The organism is Pseudomonas sp. 22490, from assembly GCF_052044465.1.
Classification (GTDB): Bacteria; Pseudomonadota; Gammaproteobacteria; order Pseudomonadales; family Pseudomonadaceae; genus Pseudomonas; species Pseudomonas aeruginosa.
In genome coordinates this window covers 101,076-119,340 of sequence record NZ_JBQENS010000003.1, presented here as the reverse complement: position 1 = coordinate 119,340, position 18,265 = coordinate 101,076, and the positions used below count along the sequence as shown (strand labels likewise).

Here is an 18,265-nt window from a genome sequence, read left to right as displayed (position 1 = left end):
GCTCAGCCCTCCTGCTCGATGCGTGCCAGGTTGTCCCGCAGAATCGGGCCGTATTCGTACTTGCCGGCGCAGACGTAGCTGCACAGCGCCAGGTCCTCTTCGTCGAGTTCCAGGGCGCCGAGCTTCTGGGCCATTTCCGTGTCGCCGACGATCAGGTAGCGCAGCAGTTGGGTCGGCAGGATATCCAGCGGCATCACCGCCTCGTAATTGCCTACCGGCACCATCGCACGCGGGCTGCCGTTGGTGCTGGTGGTGAAGGCGAAACGCTTGCCACCGAGCAGCCTGGAGACGAACACGTTGAGCAGCGAATGCTTTTCCACCCCGGCGCGCAGGTAGTGGAGGAACTCGCGCTGGTCGCCCTCCTTGAGACAGGACAACTGCAGGTGGTAGCGCCCCAGGTAGGCGTAGGCGCCATGGGCGGTGCGACCGCCCAGCACGGAGCCGGAGATCAGCCGGTTGTTGCCCGGCTGCAACTGGCCGGCGGCCAGTTCGTCGAGGTTGGCGCCCAAGCGGGTGCGCACCAGACGCGGCTTTTCCACCACCGGACCGGCCAGGGCGATCACCCGCTCGGTCCACAATTGCCCGGTCGTGAACAGCTTGCCGATGGCGATCACGTCCTGGTAGTTCAGGTTCCACACGCTCTTGCCGGCACCCACCGGGTCAAGGAAGTGGATATGGGTGCCGGGCAGGCCCGCCGGATGCGGACCGGAGAATGCTTGCGCGGTCACGCCGGAGAGCGCCTCGCCGGGTAGCGAAACGCCTTCCGCCTTGCACAGGAACACCCGGGCCAGGCGCCCGAGCACCGTCAGCCCGGCCTGGAAGGCCTCGCCCTGCTCCGCGATAACCACCTGCGGATCGGCGGCCAGCGGCTGGGTATCGATGGCAGTGACGAAAATCGAACTGGGGCTGGACTCGGGATCGGGCACCTTGCTGAACGGCCGGGTCCGCAGCGCGGTCCACAGGCCCGACTGCAACAGGTTGTCGCGGACCTGCTCGGCGCTCAGCGTGGCGAGTTTGTCAGCGGGATAACGGGCGAACTCCAGTTGCTCGTCGCCGTCGAGATCGATGACCACCGATTGCAGGACGCGCTTCTCGCCACGATGGATGGCACTGACCACACCGGCGCCGGGTGCGGTATAGCTGACGGAGGGATTCTTCTTGTCGGTGAACAGCACCTGCCCCAGCTTCACCCGGTCGCCTACCTGCACCGCCATGGTCGGCTTCATGCCGTGGTAGTCGAAACCGATCAACGCCACGCTGCGTACCGGGCGTGCTGCCTCGATGCGCTGTTCGGGGGCGCCGCTGATGGGCAGGTCCAGGCCACGTTTTATCTTGATCATGTCTAGTGCCTAGTGGTCGTGGACAGAAAAGACGAGGCCCAAGTCAGAAAATGACCATCATCGCGCGCAACGTACTGAATTGGCACGATTGATGAATGGCCCCGCAAGGTAACCCCGGGATTATAAAGAGCCACCTCCCCGGGAGCCACCCAAGCCGCACACCGGGTCTTGAAACGCGTAACAGAAAACGACAGAAAAACATGCCCGTGCGAAATGAAAAACGGGAGCCGAAGCCCCCGTTCTGCGCCACCCGCAGGCTCAGGCCTGCTGGCCGAGCCCGCGCCTTTCCGCCAGCGACAGCTTGACCCGGTAGCACAACCACATCAGCAGCAGCCAGAATGGAATGGCGTACACCGAGATGTTGATCCCGGGGATCATCAGCATGATGCCAAGGATGAACAACACGAAGGCCAGGCACAGGTAGTTGCTGAACGGCGACCAGAGCGCCTTGAAGAAGGTGTCCACGCCCTGGCGCTTCATCGCCGCGCGGAACTTCAGGTGCGACAGGCTGATCATCGCCCAGTTGATCACCAGCGCCGCCACCACCAGCGACATCAGCAGCTCCAGCGCCTTGTGCGGCAATACGTAGTTGACGATCACGCAGAGGAAGGTGATCAGCGCCGAGACCAGGATCGACAGCACCGGCACGCCCCGGCGGTCCACCGACATCAGCACCTTCGGCGCGTCACCCTGGGCGGCCAGGCCGTAGAGCATCCGGCTGTTGCAGTAGACGCCGCTGTTGTAGACCGACAATGCCGCGGTGAGTACTACGAAGTTGAGGATGTTGGCCGCGGTGCCGCTGCCGATCAACGAGAAGATCTGCACGAACGGGCTGCCGCTGTAGTCGTCGCCGGAAGCGTTGATGGTCTCCACCAACTGGTCCCATGGATACAGCGAGAGCAGCACCGCCAGGGCGCCGATATAGAAGATCAGGATCCGGTAGATCACCTGGTTGATCGCCTTCGGGATCACCTTCCGCGGCTCGGACGCCTCGGCGGCGGTGATACCCACCAACTCCAGCCCCCCGAAGGAGAACATGATGATCGCCAGGGTCATCACCAGGCCGCTGAGACCGTTGGGGAAGAAGCCGCCGCGGTCCCACAGGTTGCTCACCGAGGCTTGCGGTCCGCCACCGCCGCCGACCAGCAGGTAGATACCGAGCAGGATCATGCCGACGATCGCCGCTACCTTGATGATCGCGAACCAGAACTCGGTCTCGCCGAAGGCTTTCACGTTGGCCAGGTTGATCGCGTTGATCAGCACGAAGAACGCCGCCGCCGTCGCCCAGGTCGGCACGTCCGGCCACCAATACTGGATGTACTTGCCCACCGCGGTCAGCTCCGACATGCCCACCAGGATGTACAGCACCCAGTAGTTCCAGCCGGAAAGGAAACCGGCGAATCCGCCCCAGTACTTGTGTGCGAAGTGACTGAAGGAGCCGGCCACCGGCTCCTCGACGATCATCTCGCCGAGCTGGCGCATGATCAGGAAGGCGATGAAGCCGCCAATGGCGTAACCGAGGATCATCGACGGGCCGGCCGTCTTGATGACGCCCGCCGAGCCGAGGAACAGCCCGGTGCCGATCGCCCCGCCCAGCGCGATCAACTGGATGTGGCGATTCTTCAGGCCACGCTTCAGCTCGCCCTGGTGCAGATGTTGACCATCCATTGAAAAACCCTAAATCGAAGTGAGTAGTTTCTTGTTCTGGTTATCCACAGAAATGAAAAACGGGAGCCCGAGAGCTCCCGTTTTCCTCTACGCCTTGCGCATCAACGCGGGAAGGCCGGCGGGTTGACCCCAGCCATGTCTTCCATCACGCGCACTACCTGGCAGCTGTAGCCGAACTCGTTGTCGTACCACACGTACAGGACGACACGGTTGTCGTTGCAGATGGTCGCCTCGGCGTCCACCACGCCGGCATGGCGCGAACCGACGAAGTCGGTGGAAACCACTTCCTGGGAGCTGACGAAGTCGATCTGCTTCTGCAGGTCCGAGTGCATGGCCATCTGGCGCAGGTACTCGTTGATCTCTTCGCGGGTGGTGGCCTTTTCCAGGTTCAGGTTGAGGATCGCCATGGACACGTTCGGCGTCGGCACACGGATCGCATTGCCGGTCAGCTTGCCTTTCAGTACCGGCAGGGCCTTGGCCGCGGCGGTGGCGGCACCGGTCTCGGTGATCACCATGTTCAGCGGCGCGCTGCGGCCACGACGACTGCCCTTGTGGAAGTTGTCGATCAGGTTCTGGTCGTTGGTGTACGAGTGAACGGTCTCGACGTGACCGTTGACGATGCCGTACTGGTCGTTGACGGCCTTCAGCACCGGCACGATGGCGTTGGTGGTGCAGGAGGCGGCCGAGATGATCTTGTCGTCGGCGCCGATGTCGCTGTGGTTGATACCGTGCACGATGTTCTTCAGCGCACCCTTGCCCGGAGCGGTAAGGACCACGCGATCGATCCCCGGGCACTTCAGGTGCTGGCCGAGGCCTTCGGCGTCGCGCCACTTGCCGGTGTTGTCGACCAGCAGGGCGTTCTTGATGCCGTACTGGGTGTAGTCGATCGACGCCGGGTCGTTGGAGTAGATCACCTGGATCAGGTTGCCGTTGGCGGTCAGCGTGTTGTTTTCTTCGTCGATGGTGATGGTGCCGTCGAACGGACCGTGCACCGAGTCCCGACGCAGCAGGCTGGCCCGCTTGACCAGGTCGTTCTCGGCGCCCTTGCGCACGACGATCGCGCGCAGGCGCAGGCCGTCGCCGCCGCCGGTCTTCTCGATCAGGATGCGCGCCAGCAGGCGGCCGATGCGGCCGAAGCCGTAGAGCACGACGTCGGTGCCTTCGCGGGCATCGCCGTTCTGCTTGCCGACCACCTCGGCCAGCTCGGCCTTGACGAAGTCCTCGATGCTGCGGCCGTTACCTTCTGCCTTGAACTTGGCGACCATCTTGCCCAGATCGACGGAAGCGGCGCCCAGCTTGAGCTCGCTCATCGCCTTGAGGATCGGGAACGTCTCGTGAACCGACAGCTCGGCGTCATCAGCCATGCGATGACGGGCGAAACGATGCGCCTTCATGATCGCGATCACCGAGCGGTTGATCAGACCACGGCCATGGATCGAGGTCACCACATTGTTATTGCGGTAGAGCTGGCCAATCAGCGGGATCATGGCTTCCGCGATGGCTTCACGATCGATCCATTCACCGAGACACTGGTCGGGCTTCTGAGTCACGGGCAATACCTTCCACATGTAGGGGATGAAAAAAGGGGCTACATTATGACCGCGCCGGCCAGGCTCGGCAATCTGCAGCAGTCGGAAGACTGACATCCAGCAGTCGGGAAAGTTACAATCCGGCGGGTCAAATTCCCGACCGGAGCCCAGCTTGCCCGTGTCCGTACTGCGTCTTCCCAGCCTGCCGGCCAGCGCCGGCAAGCAACACTGGGGCAACCTCCCCGGTGCCGCGCTGAGCCTGGCTGTCGCCGAGGCCGCCAGTTCCGCCAAGCGCTTCACCCTGCTGCTGACCGCCGACAGCCAGAATGCCGAACGCCTGGAACAGGAACTGCGGTTCTTCGCCCCCGACCTGCCGGTATTGCATTTCCCCGATTGGGAAACCCTGCCCTACGACGTCTTTTCACCGCACCAGGACATCATTTCCCAGCGCATCGCCGCCCTCTACCAGTTGCCGCAGCTCAAGCACGGCGTGCTGGTGGTGCCGATCTCCACCGCCTTGCACCGCCTGGCGCCGACCCGCTTTCTGCTCGGCAGCAGCCTGGTCCTCGACGTCGGCCAGAAACTCGACGTCGAGCGGATGCGCCTGCGCCTGGAAGGCGCCGGCTACCGCTGCGTCGACACGGTCTACGAGCACGGCGAGTTCGCCGTCCGCGGCGCGCTGATCGACCTGTTCCCGATGGGCAGCGAGTTGCCCTTCCGTATCGACCTGTTCGACGACGAGATCGAGACCCTGCGCACCTTCGACCCGGAGACCCAGCGCTCCATCGACAAGGTCGAGTCGATCCGCCTGCTGCCGGCACGCGAATTCCCCCTGAACAAGGAAGCGGTCACCGGCTTCCGCGGCCGCTTCCGCGAGCGCTTCGACGTCGACTACCGGCGCTGCCCGATCTACCAGGACCTCGCCAGCGGTTTGACACCCTCGGGAATCGAGTACTACCTGCCGCTGTTCTTCGAGGAAACCGCGACCCTCTTCGACTACCTGCCGCAAGACACCCAGGTGTTCTCCCTGCCCGGCATCGAACAGGCCGCGGAGCAGTTCTGGAATGACGTACGCAGCCGCTACGAGGACCGCCGGGTCGATCCGGAACGGCCATTGCTGCCGCCGGCGGAAGTGTTCCTTCCGGTGGAAGACTGCTTCGCCCGGCTGAAGAACTGGCCACGGGTGGTCGCCAGCCAGGAGGACGTCGAGCCGGGCGTCGGGCGCGAGCGCTTCCCGGCCCTGCCGCTGCCGAACCTGGCGATCGAAGCCAAGGCCGCCGAGCCGCTGGCCGCGCTGCGCCGGTTCATCGAGGAGTTCCCCGGCCGCGTACTGTTCTGCGCCGAATCGGCCGGACGCCGGGAAGTCCTGCTGGAGCTGCTGGCCCGACTGAAGCTGCGCCCCGAGGAAGTCGACGGCTGGCCGGCCTTCCTCGCCAGCCAGGCACGCCTGGCGATCAGCATCGCGCCGCTGGACGAGGGCCTGCTGCTGGACCATCCGGCCCTCGCCCTGGTCGCCGAAAGCCCGCTGTTCGGCCAGCGCGTCATGCAGCGCCGGCGCCGGGAAAAGACCCGCGACGGCGGCGACGCGGTGATCAAGAACCTCACCGAGCTGCGCGAAGGCGCGCCGGTGGTGCACATCGACCATGGCGTCGGCCGCTACCTGGGCCTGATCACCCTCGAGGTGGACAACCAGCAGGCGGAATTCCTCATGCTGCAATACGCCGAGGACGCCAAGCTCTACGTGCCGGTCGCCAACCTGCACCTGATCGCCCGCTACACCGGCGCCGACGACGCCCTGGCGCCGTTGCACCGGCTCGGCTCGGAAACCTGGCAGAAGGCCAAGCGCAAGGCCGCCGAGCAGGTCCGCGACGTCGCCGCCGAGCTGCTCGACATCTACGCCCGCCGCGCCGCCCGCGAAGGCTTCGCGTTCAAGGATCCGCAGGCCGACTACGCGACCTTCTCGGCCGGCTTCCCGTTCGAGGAGACGCCGGACCAGCAAAGCGCCATCGAGGCGGTGGTCGCCGATATGCTCGCGCCCAGGCCCATGGACCGCCTGGTCTGCGGCGACGTCGGCTTCGGCAAGACCGAAGTGGCGATGCGCGCGGCGTTCGTCGCCGTGCATAGCGGCAAGCAGGTGGCGGTGCTGGTGCCCACCACCCTGCTCGCCCAGCAGCACTACAACAGCTTCCGCGACCGCTTTGCCGACTGGCCGGTGAGCGTCGAGGTGATGAGCCGCTTCAAGAGCGCCAAGGAAGTCGAGAACGCTGCGCGGCTACTGGCCGAAGGCAAGATCGACATCCTCATCGGGACCCACAAGCTGCTCCAGGAAGACGTGAAGTTCGCCAACCTGGGGTTGGTCGTGATCGACGAGGAACACCGCTTCGGGGTGCGCCAGAAGGAGCAGCTCAAGGCCCTGCGCAGCGAAGTGGACATCCTCACCCTCACCGCCACGCCGATCCCGCGGACCCTGAACATGGCCGTCTCCGGCATGCGCGACCTGTCCATCATCGCCACGCCACCGGCGCGCCGCCTGTCGGTGCGCACCTTCGTCATGGAGCAGCAGAACGCGGTGATCAAGGAAGCGCTGCTCCGCGAACTGCTGCGCGGCGGCCAGGTGTACTACCTGCACAACGAAGTGAAGACCATCGAGAAGTGCGCCCGCGACCTCGCCGAACTGGTCCCGGAGGCGCGCATCGGCATCGGCCACGGACAGATGCACGAGCGCGAGCTGGAACAGGTGATGAGCGACTTCTACCACAAGCGCTTCAACGTGCTGGTGGCCTCGACCATCATCGAGACCGGCATCGACGTGCCCAGCGCCAACACCATCCTCATCGAGCGCGCCGACAAGTTCGGCCTGGCCCAGTTGCACCAGTTGCGCGGCCGCGTCGGTCGCAGCCACCACCAGGCCTACGCCTACCTGCTGACACCGCCGCGCCGTCAGATGACCCCGGACGCCGAGAAACGCCTGGAAGCCATCGCCAACGCCCAGGACCTGGGCGCCGGCTTCGTCCTCGCCACCCACGACCTGGAGATCCGCGGCGCCGGCGAGTTGCTCGGCGACGGCCAGAGCGGGCAGATCCAGGCGGTCGGCTTCACCCTCTACATGGAAATGCTCGAACGGGCGGTGAAGGCCATCCGCAAGGGCGAGCAACCGAACCTCGAGCAGCCACTGGGCGGCGGGCCGGAGGTCAACCTGCGGGTGCCTGCGCTGATCCCCGAGGATTACCTGCCCGACGTGCATGCCCGGCTGATCCTCTACAAGCGCATCGCCAACGCCCCTGACGAGGAAGGTTTGCGCGAGTTGCAGGTGGAGATGATCGACCGCTTCGGGCTCCTGCCCGATCCGGCGAAGAACCTGATGCGCCTGACCCTTCTGAAACTGCAGGCGGAAAAACTTGGAATACTCAAGGTCGATGCCGGACCGCAGGGCGGTCGTATAGAATTCGCCGCCGATACCCAGGTCGACCCGCTGGTATTGATCAAGCTGATCCAGGGCCAACCGAACCGCTACAAGTTCGAAGGCGCAACCCTGTTCCGCTTCCAGGTGCCCATGGAACGACCGGAAGAACGCTTCAATACCCTGGAGGCGCTGTTCGAGCGCCTGACACCGCAAACCACCTAAGGATTAGCCTATGCGCTTGTTCCGTTGCCTTGCCCTGCTGCTCTCACTGGCCGCCCCCGCGGCATTCGCCGGCGGTCCCTACCAGGTGGAACTGGTGGTGTTCCGCCAGGCCGGCGATGCCGTGCCGTCCAGCCAGCCGGCCCCGGACGACTGGGCCACCGGCGCACAGCCGCTGGCCAGCGACGCCCTGCGCGCCACCGCGCTCGACAACCAGCTCGCCAAGCTCAGCCAGGACAACGGCTACACCGTGCTGCTGCACAAGGCCTGGCGCCAGGACATCGGCGAGACCCCGGTGAAGATCGCCCTCAGCGAAGGCCAGGAACAGGATCATCATTTCCCGGTGGAAGGTACGCTGACCCTCAGCCAGGTGCGCTTCGTCGACATGGAGGCCGATTTCTGGGTCAATCGCTTCGGCGACGACGGTTTCCTCGCCGGCAGCCAGCACATCAGGCAGGGCACGCGGCTGAAGAATGGCGAACTGACCTATCTCGACCATCCGAGCCTGGGCATCCTGATCAAGGTGGTGCCGGTCGGCGCCCGTCCCGCCGCCCCCAATCCCATGGAAATGGAAGAACAGCAGGCACCGGCGGACGCGCCCCCCGTCGAAGGCGGCTTCGACGCCGCACCTCCTGCGCAATAGCGAAAAAGGCCGCAATAGCGGCCTTTTTTTCGTTGCGATGGCCGCCTAGCCGGCCAGGACCCGCGCCAGCACCTCGCGCACCTTGCCGATGCCATCGTGCAACGCCTGTTCGATTTCGGCCATGGTGATGATCCCCGCCGACTTGCCCGCCGCGGGATTGACCACCAGCGCCAGGCAGGCGTAGGGCAGGTCCAGCTCGCGGGCCAGTGCCGCCTCGGGCATGCCGGTCATGCCGACGATATCGTTGCCGTCCCGCTCCAACCGGGCGATTTCCGCCACCGTTTCCAGGCGCGGCCCTTGGGTGCAGGCGTAGACCCCATGGCTGCTGTGCGCCAGCCCCAACGCACGCAACGCCTCGATCAGGCGCTGGCGCAACGGCTCGTCATAGGGGTGGCTGAAGTCGATATGGGTGACATGCTCGATATCGCCGGCGAAATAGGTGTGCTCGCGTCCCGAGGTGTAGTCGATCAACTGGTGCGGCACGCACAGGTGCCCCGTTCCCATCGCCGCATGGATGCCACCCACCGCGTTGACCGCGATCACCGCCTCGGCACCCGCCTGCTTCAGCGCCCAGAGATTGGCCCGGTAGTTCACCTGGTGCGGCGGGAAGCGGTGCGGATGACCGTGACGTGCCAGGAACAGCACCTCGCGCCCGGCGTAGCGGCCACGCTGGAGCGGCGCGGACGGCGCGCCATACGGCGTTTCGATCGGCAGGGACTCGCTCAGCGTCAGCCCTTCCAGCTGGGTCAGGCCGGTTCCTCCGATAATCGCGTAGACACTCATCGACAGCTCCCTCAATCAATCAGTTGCGCGGCGCGCAACGCGGACAGTGCTTCCAGCCAGCGCGGCTGCTGGCGATAGTCGGTATTCGCGTAGCCCTTGCCACGCATGCGTTGCAGACGCGACGGCGGGGTCACCTTCAGGCGTTGCAGGGCAGCCAGGGCCAGCTCGGCGGAAGCCCGGTCGTTGCACACCAGGCCCATGTCGCAGCCCGCGGCCAGGGCGGCCTCGATGCGGCTGGCGGCGTCGCCGACCACATGGGCGCCGGCCATCGACAGGTCGTCGCTGAATATCACCCCGTCGAACTTCAGCTCGCCGCGCAGGATCTCCTGCAACCAGCGCCGGGAAAAGCCGGCGGGCTGCGGGTCGACCTGCGGATAGATGACATGGGCCGGCATCAGCGCGTCGAGCTGTCCGGCCAGGCGGGCGAACGGAACCAGGTCGCTGCGCCGGATTTCCTCGAGACTGCGCGCGTCTTCGGGAATCGCCACATGGGAATCGGCCTCGGCCCAGCCGTGACCGGGAAAATGCTTGCCGGTGGCGGCCATCCCGGCGGCATGCATGCCGCGAATGAAAGCACCGGCAAGCAGCGCGGCACGCTCCGGGTCGCCCTCGAAGGCGCGGCTACCGACCACGGCGCTGCGCTGGTGGTCGAGATCCAGCACCGGCGCGAAACTCAGGTCGAGGCCGACCGCCTGCACCTCGGTCGCCATCAGCCAGCCACAATGCTCGGCCAGCTCTTCGGCATTGGGGTTGTCGGCGATCGCGCGCATCGCCGGCAGGCGCACGAAGCCCTGGCGCAGGCGCTGCACGCGCCCTCCTTCCTGGTCGACGGCCAGCAACAGGTCGGGACGGATGGCGCGAATGGCCGCACACAGCTCGCGAACCTGGGCAGGATGCTCGATGTTGCGAGCGAAGATGATCAGCCCGCCCACCTCGGGGTGGCGCAGGATTTGGCGGTCCTCGGCGGTCAGCCAGGTGCCGCCGATGTCGAGCATCAGAGAGCCTTGCATGAAGAGTCCTATGGCCTGGAAATCAGCGAAGCCCGCCGTCACGGGCCTCAGACAGCGCACACTGTACTGCACCCGGCAGAAAGACTTAAGTCCCGGGGCGGTACCGCGCGCCTGCCAATGGAGCCGGCCCGGCGCATGGAGTTCCGCCCGGAGCACAGAGAAAGGAGAAAGGAAAACGGCGCCCTGGGGCGCCGTCTGCGATCAGGCCTTGGCGGGCGTCTTGTTCCGCGGGCGCAGTTGCGCCCCGGCCAGCAGCGGATCGTCGATGCCGCTCTCGGCGCGCATGCCGGCAGCGAAGAACGGCACCATCAGGTGCATCACCTGCTCGGTGGAAGTGTTCACGCCGAAATCGGTTTCCGCCATCGCCCGCAGGGCCTTGATCCCCGACATGCTGAAGGCGGCCGCGCCGAGCATGAAGTGCACGCGCCAGAACAGCTCGATGGGCGGCAGCTTCGGCGCAGCCTCGTTGACCAGCAGCATGTAGCGCCGGAAGACCTTGCCGTAGACCTCCTCCAGGTACTTGCGCAGGTGCCCCTGGCTCTGGCTGAAGGCCAGGCCGAGCAAGCGCATGAAGATCGACAGGTCGTTGCCGCTGCGCGGCTTCACCGCCATCGCCTGGGACACCAGCAGGTGCAGGAGGTCCTCCAGGGTGGCGTGCTGGGCCTCGGGCTTGGCCTGGCGACGATCCAGCTCCTTTTCCAGGCTGGCGCAGAATGGCCCGAGGAAGCGCGAGAACACCGCCTGGATCAGCGCCTTCTTCGAACCGAAGTGATAATTCACCGCCGCCAGGTTGACCCCGGCCTTGCTGGTGATCAGACGCAACGAGGTTTCGGCGAAGCCTTTTTCCGCGAACAGCTGTTCCGCCGCATCGAGAATGCGTTCGACGGTTTCCGACTGGGCCATGGTTTCTCCGCCTGACAAACACTTGTTTGAAACATACGTTTCAGCCACATCCCTTGTCAAGCGGCAGATGACGCACCAGTCAGGAAAATTACAGAGAAGTCCCGAAAAACGGAAGCAAGACACTGGCCAACTTCATCGTGACGCAGGACGAAATGTCATGCGGAAAATCATTGCCACGCCCCGCTCACTGTATATAATCCCAGTCACTGGATAAAAACACAGAGCGACGACATGCAGAAGCTGACGCCCCGCCAAGCCGAGATCCTCTCCTTCATCAAGCGCTGCCTGGAAGACCACGGCTTTCCGCCGACCCGGGCGGAAATCGCCCAGGAACTCGGCTTCAAGTCGCCGAACGCCGCCGAGGAGCACCTCAAGGCGCTGGCACGCAAGGGCGCCATCGAAATGACTCCGGGCGCCTCTCGCGGCATCCGCATTCCCGGCTTCGAACCGCATGCCGCCAACGACGATGAGGGCCTGCCGGTGATCGGACGGGTCGCCGCCGGCGCACCGATCCTCGCCGAACAGAACATCGAGGAATCCTGCCGGATCAATCCCGCCTTCTTCAATCCTCGCGCCGACTACCTGTTGCGCGTGCGCGGCATGAGCATGAAGGACATCGGCATCCTCGACGGCGACCTGCTGGCCGTCCACGTCACCCGCGAAGCGCGCAACGGCCAGGTGGTGGTCGCGCGGATCGGCGAGGAGGTCACGGTGAAACGCTTCAAGCGCGAAGGCAGCAAGGTCTGGCTGCTGGCGGAAAACCCTGAGTTCGCTCCGATCGAAGTCGATCTGAAGGAGCAGGAACTGATCATCGAAGGCTTGAGCGTCGGCGTGATCCGGCGCTGACAGGAGATACCATGCAGACCTCCCACTCGCTGCCCAGCGCCCAGTTGCCACTGTTCCAGGAAGCGTTCTGGGCCAGCAACGGCGCACCCTTGCTCGACGATGTCATCGACAGCCCTTCCAGCGCCTCCATCGAGGAACCCGCTGCCTTTAGCGAACTTTCGCTCAGCGGCCTGCCGGGGCACTGCCTGACCCTGCTCGCACCGATTCTCCGCGAGCTCAGCGAGGAACAGGATGCCCGCTGGCTGACCCTGATCGCTCCGCCGGCGAGCCTGACCCATGAATGGCTGCGCCGCGCCGGCCTGAACCGCGAGCGCATCCTGCTACTGCAGGCGAAGGACAACGCCGCTGCCCTGGCGCTCAGTTGCGAGGCCTTGCGCCTGGGCCGCAGCCACACCGTGGTCAGTTGGCTGGAACCGCTGAGCCGGGCGGCGCGCAAGCAACTGTCCCGCGCCGCCCAACTGGGCCAAGCACAGAGCCTGAATATTCGTCTGGGTTGAAAAAACGGCGGGGGACAGCGTTCAGTGCAGGACGCGGGGGCCTTCGTCGTGTTCCATCTCGCCCTCGGCAAGACGACCGGCCATTTGCACGCCGACATTGAACATGGCCTTGGCCACTTCGACATGCTGGCCTTGCAGGAAATTCTTCGCGTCCCCGGAGAACTCCAGGGTCACCAACGCCTCCTCGTCATCGGCGCGACGCAGCACGATGCGCCCGTCGGGCATTTCTACGATTTCAAGGAAGGATGTTGGCATGACAGACGCTCTCTACGAAGACGCGACATTGTAACAGCCCATCCAGTGCATCCCTAGCCCGCATCCGCCTTCCGGTTCCCCTCTCGCGCCTGTAACGGCGGTTCCAGAGCGCCCGGACGGCATCCGCTAAATTTTTTTGCTGGCAAATCAACCGAGTGGAACGGTAGGAAAATGTCCTACCGCTGATCGGCGAATGACGACGGCGTTACAGCTCCGTCAGGCTCTCGCGAAAACGCAGGACCAATTGCTTCAGCGACTGCCGCCATTCCTCGAGGGTTTCGCGAGAAAGCAAGGGGGCTTCTTCGTCGATACTCACGGCAACGATCAACGGTGTGCTGGGGTCGATCTTCGCTGCCTTGGTCGGTCGCGGCGGCAGGAACAGCTCGGAGTAGGCGCCCAGCAACTGGCCCAGCCAGGTTTCCGGCTGCGACGCCAACTCCACCAGTTCAGCCAGCTCGGGGCTGGGCGCGGCCGCCAGCACTTCGGCATTCAGCAATGCATCCACGCGAGGAGCGGCAGCCTGCGGCAGACGGTAGTAACCGGCGATCTCATGGCATACACCGAGCACTGCGCCATAAAGGTGGAACAGCGCCGACTCGCGCTCCCCCTGGATGATCGCCTGGGCATTCATCGCCCGCTCGGCATCGGCTCGCTTCCAGGCCTCCAGAGCCAACCCGGCGAAATACAGCTTCTGGTTGGTGCGGGTATAAAGCTCTTGGGCCATGCCGGTACTCCCGATTAAAACTGGAAGGAATGCGGAGCGCAGGCCAGGTCAGCGCCCGGCCTTCGCGCAGTATAAGCGCGCCCCATGCAAGCGGGCGCGCCATCCATCAGCGCTTGTCTTCGACCTTCCACTTGCCGCCATCGTAGAAGGCGCGCCAGCCGGTGGGCTTGCCATCGACCTCGGACTGCACGTATTGCTCCTTGGTCTTGCGGCTGAAACGGATCACCGCGGGACGGCCGTCCGGGTCTTTCTGCGGGGCGTCGCAGAGGTAATGGTACTTGGGATCCAGCTCGGCCTTGTGCGGGATGATCTCGCTCACCAACGGCGCGCGGGTCTCGCGGTTCTTCGGGAACTGGCTGGCGGCCAGGAACATGCCCGAAGCGCCGTCGCGCAGCACGTAGATATCGTCCACCTTCTCGCACTTCAATTCAGGCATGCGGATGGCGTCCATCTTCGGCGGCGCCGCCTCGCCATTCTTCAGCAGCTTGCGGGTGTTCTTGCAGGTCGGATTGGTGCAACCGAAGAACTTGCCGAAACGGCCGGTCTTCAACTGCATCTCGCTGCCACACTTGTCGCATTCCAGGCTCGGCCCTTCGTAGCCCTTGATCCGGTACTGGCCTTCCTCGATCTCGTAGCCCGGACAGTCGGGGTTGTTGCCGCAGATATGCAGCTTGTGTTTCTCGTCCAGCAGGTAGGCGTCCATCGCGGTACTGCAGATCGGGCAGCGATGCTTGCCACGCAACACCCGCGACTCGGACTCGCCCTCGTCGTCCGCGGCGATCTCGTCGCCGGGAATCAGGTTGACGGTCGCCTTGCAACGCTCCTTCGGCGGCAGGCTGTAGCCCGAGCAGCCGAGGAACACGCCGGTGGAGGCGGTACGAATCATCATCGGCCGGCCGCACTCGCGGCAGGGAATGTTGGTCAGGGTCGGCTGGTTGGCGCGCATCCCCTTCTCGCTGACTTCGGCCACCTCGAGCTTCTTCTTGAAATCGCCGTAGAACTCGTCGAGCAGGTGCTTCCAGTCGCGCTCGCCCTGGGCCACGTCGTCGAGATGCTCCTCCATCCCGGCGGTGAAACCGTAGTCCATCAGGTTGGCGAAGCTCTCGTTGAGCCGATCGGTGACGATGTCGCCCATCTTCTCCGCATAGAAGCGGCGGTTGTGGGTGGTTACGTAGCCGCGCTCCTGGATGGTGGAGATGATCGCCGCGTAGGTCGAGGGGCGGCCGATACCGCGCTTCTCCAGTTCCTTGACCAGGCTCGCTTCGGAGTAGCGCGCCGGCGGCTTGGTGAAGTGCTGGCTCGGATCGAGCTTGATCAGCTTGAGGTTCTCGCCTTCCTTCATTTCCGGCAGGACGTCGTCCTCGCCCGGCTTGCTCTGCTGCGGCAGTACCCGGGTATAACCGTCGAACTTGAGGATGCGGCCCTTGGCGCGCAGCTCGAAATCGCCGGCGGTGACGCTCACGCTGGTCGAGAGGTATTCGGCCGGGGTCATCTGGCACGCCACGAACTGGCGCCAGATCAGGTCGTACAGGCGCTCGGCGTCACGCTCCATGCCGGACAGCTGGGTCGGCTTGAGGTTGACGTCGGAAGGACGGATCGCCTCGTGCGCTTCCTGGGCGCCCTCCTTGCTCGAGTAGACGTTGGCCTTGCCCGGCAGGTACTTCTGGCCGAACTCGTCCTCGATGAAACCGCGGACCATGCCAATGGCATCGGCCGACAGGTTGGTCGAGTCGGTACGCATGTAGGTGATGTAGCCGGCCTCGTAGAGACGCTGGGCCATCATCATGGTCTTCTTCACCCCGAAGCCCAGGCGGTTGCTCGCCGCCTGCTGCAGGGTGGAAGTGATGAACGGCGCCGAGGGTCGGCTGGAGGTCGGCCGGTCCTCGCGCTTGGCGACGCTATAGGCCGAGGCCTTGAGCTTTTCCAGGGCCGCCATGGCCTGGGCTTCGTTGAGCGGCTTAAAGGCCTCGCCCTTCTCACGGGTAACCTCGAAGCGCACGTTGGCGCCCTTGGCGGTACCGAGGTCGGCATGCACTTCCCAGTACTCTTCCGGGACGAAGGCGCGAATCTCGCGTTCGCGCTCCACCACCAGCTTCACCGCCACCGACTGCACGCGGCCGGCGGACAACCCACGGGCAATCTTCTGCCAGAGCAGCGGCGAGACCATGTAGCCGACCACGCGGTCGAGGAAACGCCGCGCCTGCTGGGCGTTCACCCGGTTGATATCGAGCTCGCCGGGCTGGGAGAAGGCCTCCTGGATGGCCTTCTTGGTGATTTCGTTGAATACCACGCGCTTGTAGCGGCTTTCGTCGCCGCCGATGGCTTCCCGCAGGTGCCAGGCGATGGCCTCCCCTTCGCGGTCCAAGTCGGTCGCGAGATAGACGGTGTCGGCGTCCTTGGCCAGGCGGCGCAGCTCGTCGATGACCTTTTCCTTGCCGGGCAGGATCTCGTACTTGGCCTTCCAGCCATGCTCGGGGTCGACCCCCATGCGCGAGACCAGTTGGCGCCTGGCCTTCTCCTTCGGTGACAGCGCCGGCGCCTCGGAGGCGCTCTTGCGGCCCTTGGCCGCCGGCTCCTTGGAACTCGACGAACCACTGGTGGGCAGGTCACGGATGTGGCCGATGCTCGACTTCACCACGTACTGGCTGCCCAGGTACTTGTTGATGGTCTTGGCCTTGGCCGGGGATTCCACGATGACCAGCGATTTACCCATGGATCGGAAGGTTCCTGCGTCGAAAAGATGAATATAAAGGAGGGAGCGACTAGCGCGGCACCGCTATATATAGTGGCGAACGAGCCAAGGTCAAGCGCGGTCTTCCCCGCCGGGAGCTTTCTGCAAGCCCAGGGGATCGGCCTCGGGACTCACCAGGACGAAGCGCGGCACCCACTCGCCATCGACCTCCACGGCCTCGGTGAACATCTCCAGCGGACGCACCCAGAGACCGAATTCGCCGTACAGCGCCTGGTAGATCACCAGCGCCTCTTCCGTCTCCGAATGCCGCGCGACACCCAGGACCCGGTAGTTCTGTCCCTTGTAATGACGATAGAGCCCAGCCTGCAGGTCCATGTTCCTTACCTTGTCTCGAAAATCGGAAAACAACGGCACAATGCCGACATACAACAGCCCGGTATAGGCACGGATCGCACAATAGGCAAACCCGCGCTCCCGGGGCGTCATTCGCTCGATACAGCCGGAAACGACTGACACTGAAAAACGAAAGCCGGGGCACGAGGCCCCGGCTTTCCCCTTCGACGAACGCTTAGATGCGCTCGAAGACGGTGGTGATACCCTGTCCCAGGCCCACGCACATGGTGGACACGCCAAGGGTACCGCCGTTCTGCTTCATCACGTTCAACAGGGTGCCGGAAATGCGCGCACCGGAGCAACCGAACGGGTGACCCAGGGCGATGGCGCCGCCGTGGAGGTTGACCTTCTCGTCCATCTTGTCGAGCAGCTTGAGGTCCTTCAGCACAGGCAGGGCCTGGGCGGCGAAGGCTTCGTTGAGTTCGACGAAATCGATGTCGGCGATGGTCAGGCCGGCACGCTTGAGCGCCTTGTTGGTCGACGGCACCGGGCCGTAGCCCATGATCGCCGGGTCGACACCCGCCACGGCCATGGAGCGGATCACCGCCATCGGCTGGATGCCCAGGTCCTGGGCGCGCTGGGCCGACATCACGATCATGCAGGAGGCACCGTCGGTGATCTGCGAGGAGGTCCCCGCGGTCACGGTGCCGCCTTTCGGATTGAACGCCGGCTTCAACTCGGCCAGGGTCTCGACGGTGGTTTCCGGACGAATGGTCTCGTCGAAGTCGAAGACTTTCAGGAAACCGTTCTCGTCATACCCTTCCATCGGGATGATCTCGTCCTTGAACTTGCCTTCCTGGGTGGCCTTCCAGGCCAGTTGGTGCGAACGCGCGCCGAACTTGTCCTGCGCCTCACGGCTGATACCGTGCATCTTGCCGAGCATTTCCGCAGTCAGGCCCATCATGCCCGAGGCCTTGGCGGCGTACAGGGACAGGTGCGGGTTCGGGTCGACGCCATGCATCATGCCGACGTGGCCCATGTGCTCCACGCCGCCGATGACGAATACATCGCCATTGCCGGTCTGGATCGCCTGGGCGGCGGTGTGCAGCGCGCTCATCGACGAACCGCACAGGCGGCTGACGGTCTGCGCGGCGCTGGTGTGCGGGATCTGGGTCATCAGCGACGCCATGCGCGCGATGTTCCAGCCCTGCTCCAGGGTCTGGTTGACGCAGCCCCAGATCACGTCTTCCACTTCGGCCGGGTCGACCTTCGGGTTACGCTCCAGCAGCTTGCTGATCAGGTGCGCCGACATGGTCTCGGCGCGGGTGTTGCGGTGCATGCCACCCTTGGAACGACCCATCGGGGTGCGGCCGAAGTCGACAATGACGACGTCTCTCGGATTCAGGCTCATAAATTCACT

The 18,265-nt window shown here is 64.6% G+C and carries 15 protein-coding genes; 4 read left to right on the top strand and 11 right to left on the bottom strand.

Annotation, left to right across the window (positions count from 1 at the left end; translation table 11 throughout):
- Window positions 1–2 precede the first annotated feature (2 nt).
- The 3 genes from ACTJJX_RS04565 to ACTJJX_RS04555 all read right to left on the bottom strand — a co-directional run bounded on the left by ACTJJX_RS04565 (window position 3) and on the right by ACTJJX_RS04555 (window position 4,576).
- Complete coding sequence (locus ACTJJX_RS04565; protein ID WP_003113983.1) at window positions 3–1,340, bottom strand: Na(+)-translocating NADH-quinone reductase subunit A; 1,338 nt, start codon at window positions 1,338–1,340, stop codon at window positions 3–5.
- A 258-nt stretch (window positions 1,341–1,598) separates the two neighbouring features.
- Entirely contained in the window at window positions 1,599–3,008 is a 1,410-nt protein-coding gene (locus ACTJJX_RS04560; protein ID WP_003113982.1) for an amino acid permease, read from the bottom strand.
- Between the two features lie 101 nt (window positions 3,009–3,109).
- Window positions 3,110–4,576 carry a glyceraldehyde-3-phosphate dehydrogenase gene (locus ACTJJX_RS04555; protein WP_023082224.1) on the bottom strand — a complete coding sequence of 489 codons (1,467 nt, stop codon included), beginning with the start codon at window positions 4,574–4,576 and terminating at the stop codon, window positions 3,110–3,112.
- Window positions 4,577–4,715: 139 nt separating this feature from the next.
- Here ACTJJX_RS04555 and mfd point away from each other — a divergent pair, with 139 nt between their 5' ends.
- On the top strand, window positions 4,716–8,162 hold the full coding sequence (gene mfd, locus ACTJJX_RS04550; protein ID WP_003113980.1) for a transcription-repair coupling factor: 3,447 nt from the start codon (window positions 4,716–4,718) through the stop codon (window positions 8,160–8,162).
- Between the two features lie 10 nt (window positions 8,163–8,172).
- Window positions 8,173–8,802, top strand: coding sequence for a CsiV family protein (locus ACTJJX_RS04545; RefSeq protein ID WP_003091190.1), 630 nt, complete (start codon window positions 8,173–8,175; stop codon window positions 8,800–8,802).
- A gap of 45 nt (window positions 8,803–8,847) precedes the next feature.
- Here ACTJJX_RS04545 and ACTJJX_RS04540 read toward each other — a convergent pair whose 3' ends face one another.
- The 3 genes from ACTJJX_RS04540 to psrA all read right to left on the bottom strand — a co-directional run bounded on the left by ACTJJX_RS04540 (window position 8,848) and on the right by psrA (window position 11,498).
- The gene (locus tag ACTJJX_RS04540; RefSeq protein WP_003091193.1) at window positions 8,848–9,585 is read right to left on the bottom strand and encodes an S-methyl-5'-thioinosine phosphorylase; all 738 of its coding nucleotides are present in this window, start codon (window positions 9,583–9,585) and stop codon (window positions 8,848–8,850) included.
- Window positions 9,586–9,596: 11 nt separating this feature from the next.
- Window positions 9,597–10,595 carry a beta-N-acetylhexosaminidase gene (gene nagZ / locus ACTJJX_RS04535; protein ID WP_003118092.1) on the bottom strand — a complete coding sequence of 333 codons (999 nt, stop codon included), beginning with the start codon at window positions 10,593–10,595 and terminating at the stop codon, window positions 9,597–9,599.
- A gap of 201 nt (window positions 10,596–10,796) precedes the next feature.
- Window positions 10,797–11,498: a transcriptional regulator PsrA gene (gene psrA / locus ACTJJX_RS04530; RefSeq protein WP_003091195.1), complete on the bottom strand. Its 702-nt coding sequence runs from the start codon at window positions 11,496–11,498 to the stop codon at window positions 10,797–10,799.
- A gap of 231 nt (window positions 11,499–11,729) precedes the next feature.
- Between psrA and lexA the strand changes: the two genes are divergently transcribed.
- Complete coding sequence (lexA, locus tag ACTJJX_RS04525) at window positions 11,730–12,344, top strand: transcriptional repressor LexA (protein WP_003091196.1); 615 nt, start codon at window positions 11,730–11,732, stop codon at window positions 12,342–12,344.
- Between the two features lie 11 nt (window positions 12,345–12,355).
- A complete protein-coding gene (gene sulA / locus ACTJJX_RS04520; protein WP_003091197.1) occupies window positions 12,356–12,841 on the top strand; it encodes an SOS-induced cell division inhibitor SulA in 486 nt (161 codons plus the stop codon).
- Window positions 12,842–12,862: 21 nt separating this feature from the next.
- Here sulA and ACTJJX_RS04515 read toward each other — a convergent pair whose 3' ends face one another.
- From ACTJJX_RS04515 to fadA, 5 genes are all read right to left on the bottom strand, one after another.
- On the bottom strand, window positions 12,863–13,096 hold the full coding sequence (locus tag ACTJJX_RS04515; RefSeq protein ID WP_003109483.1) for a hypothetical protein: 234 nt from the start codon (window positions 13,094–13,096) through the stop codon (window positions 12,863–12,865).
- Window positions 13,097–13,301: 205 nt separating this feature from the next.
- Window positions 13,302–13,820 carry a DUF6586 family protein gene (locus ACTJJX_RS04510; protein WP_003113979.1) on the bottom strand — a complete coding sequence of 173 codons (519 nt, stop codon included), beginning with the start codon at window positions 13,818–13,820 and terminating at the stop codon, window positions 13,302–13,304.
- Between the two features lie 106 nt (window positions 13,821–13,926).
- A complete protein-coding gene (topA, locus tag ACTJJX_RS04505) occupies window positions 13,927–16,533 on the bottom strand; it encodes a type I DNA topoisomerase (RefSeq protein WP_003091201.1) in 2,607 nt (868 codons plus the stop codon).
- Between the two features lie 90 nt (window positions 16,534–16,623).
- Entirely contained in the window at window positions 16,624–16,887 is a 264-nt protein-coding gene (locus tag ACTJJX_RS04500) for a DUF1653 domain-containing protein (protein WP_003109484.1), read from the bottom strand.
- Window positions 16,888–17,080: 193 nt separating this feature from the next.
- Window positions 17,081–18,256, bottom strand: a complete 1,176-nt coding sequence (gene fadA / locus ACTJJX_RS04495; protein WP_003113978.1) for an acetyl-CoA C-acyltransferase FadA — start codon at window positions 18,254–18,256, stop codon at window positions 17,081–17,083.
- Window positions 18,257–18,265: the final 9 nt, after the last annotated feature.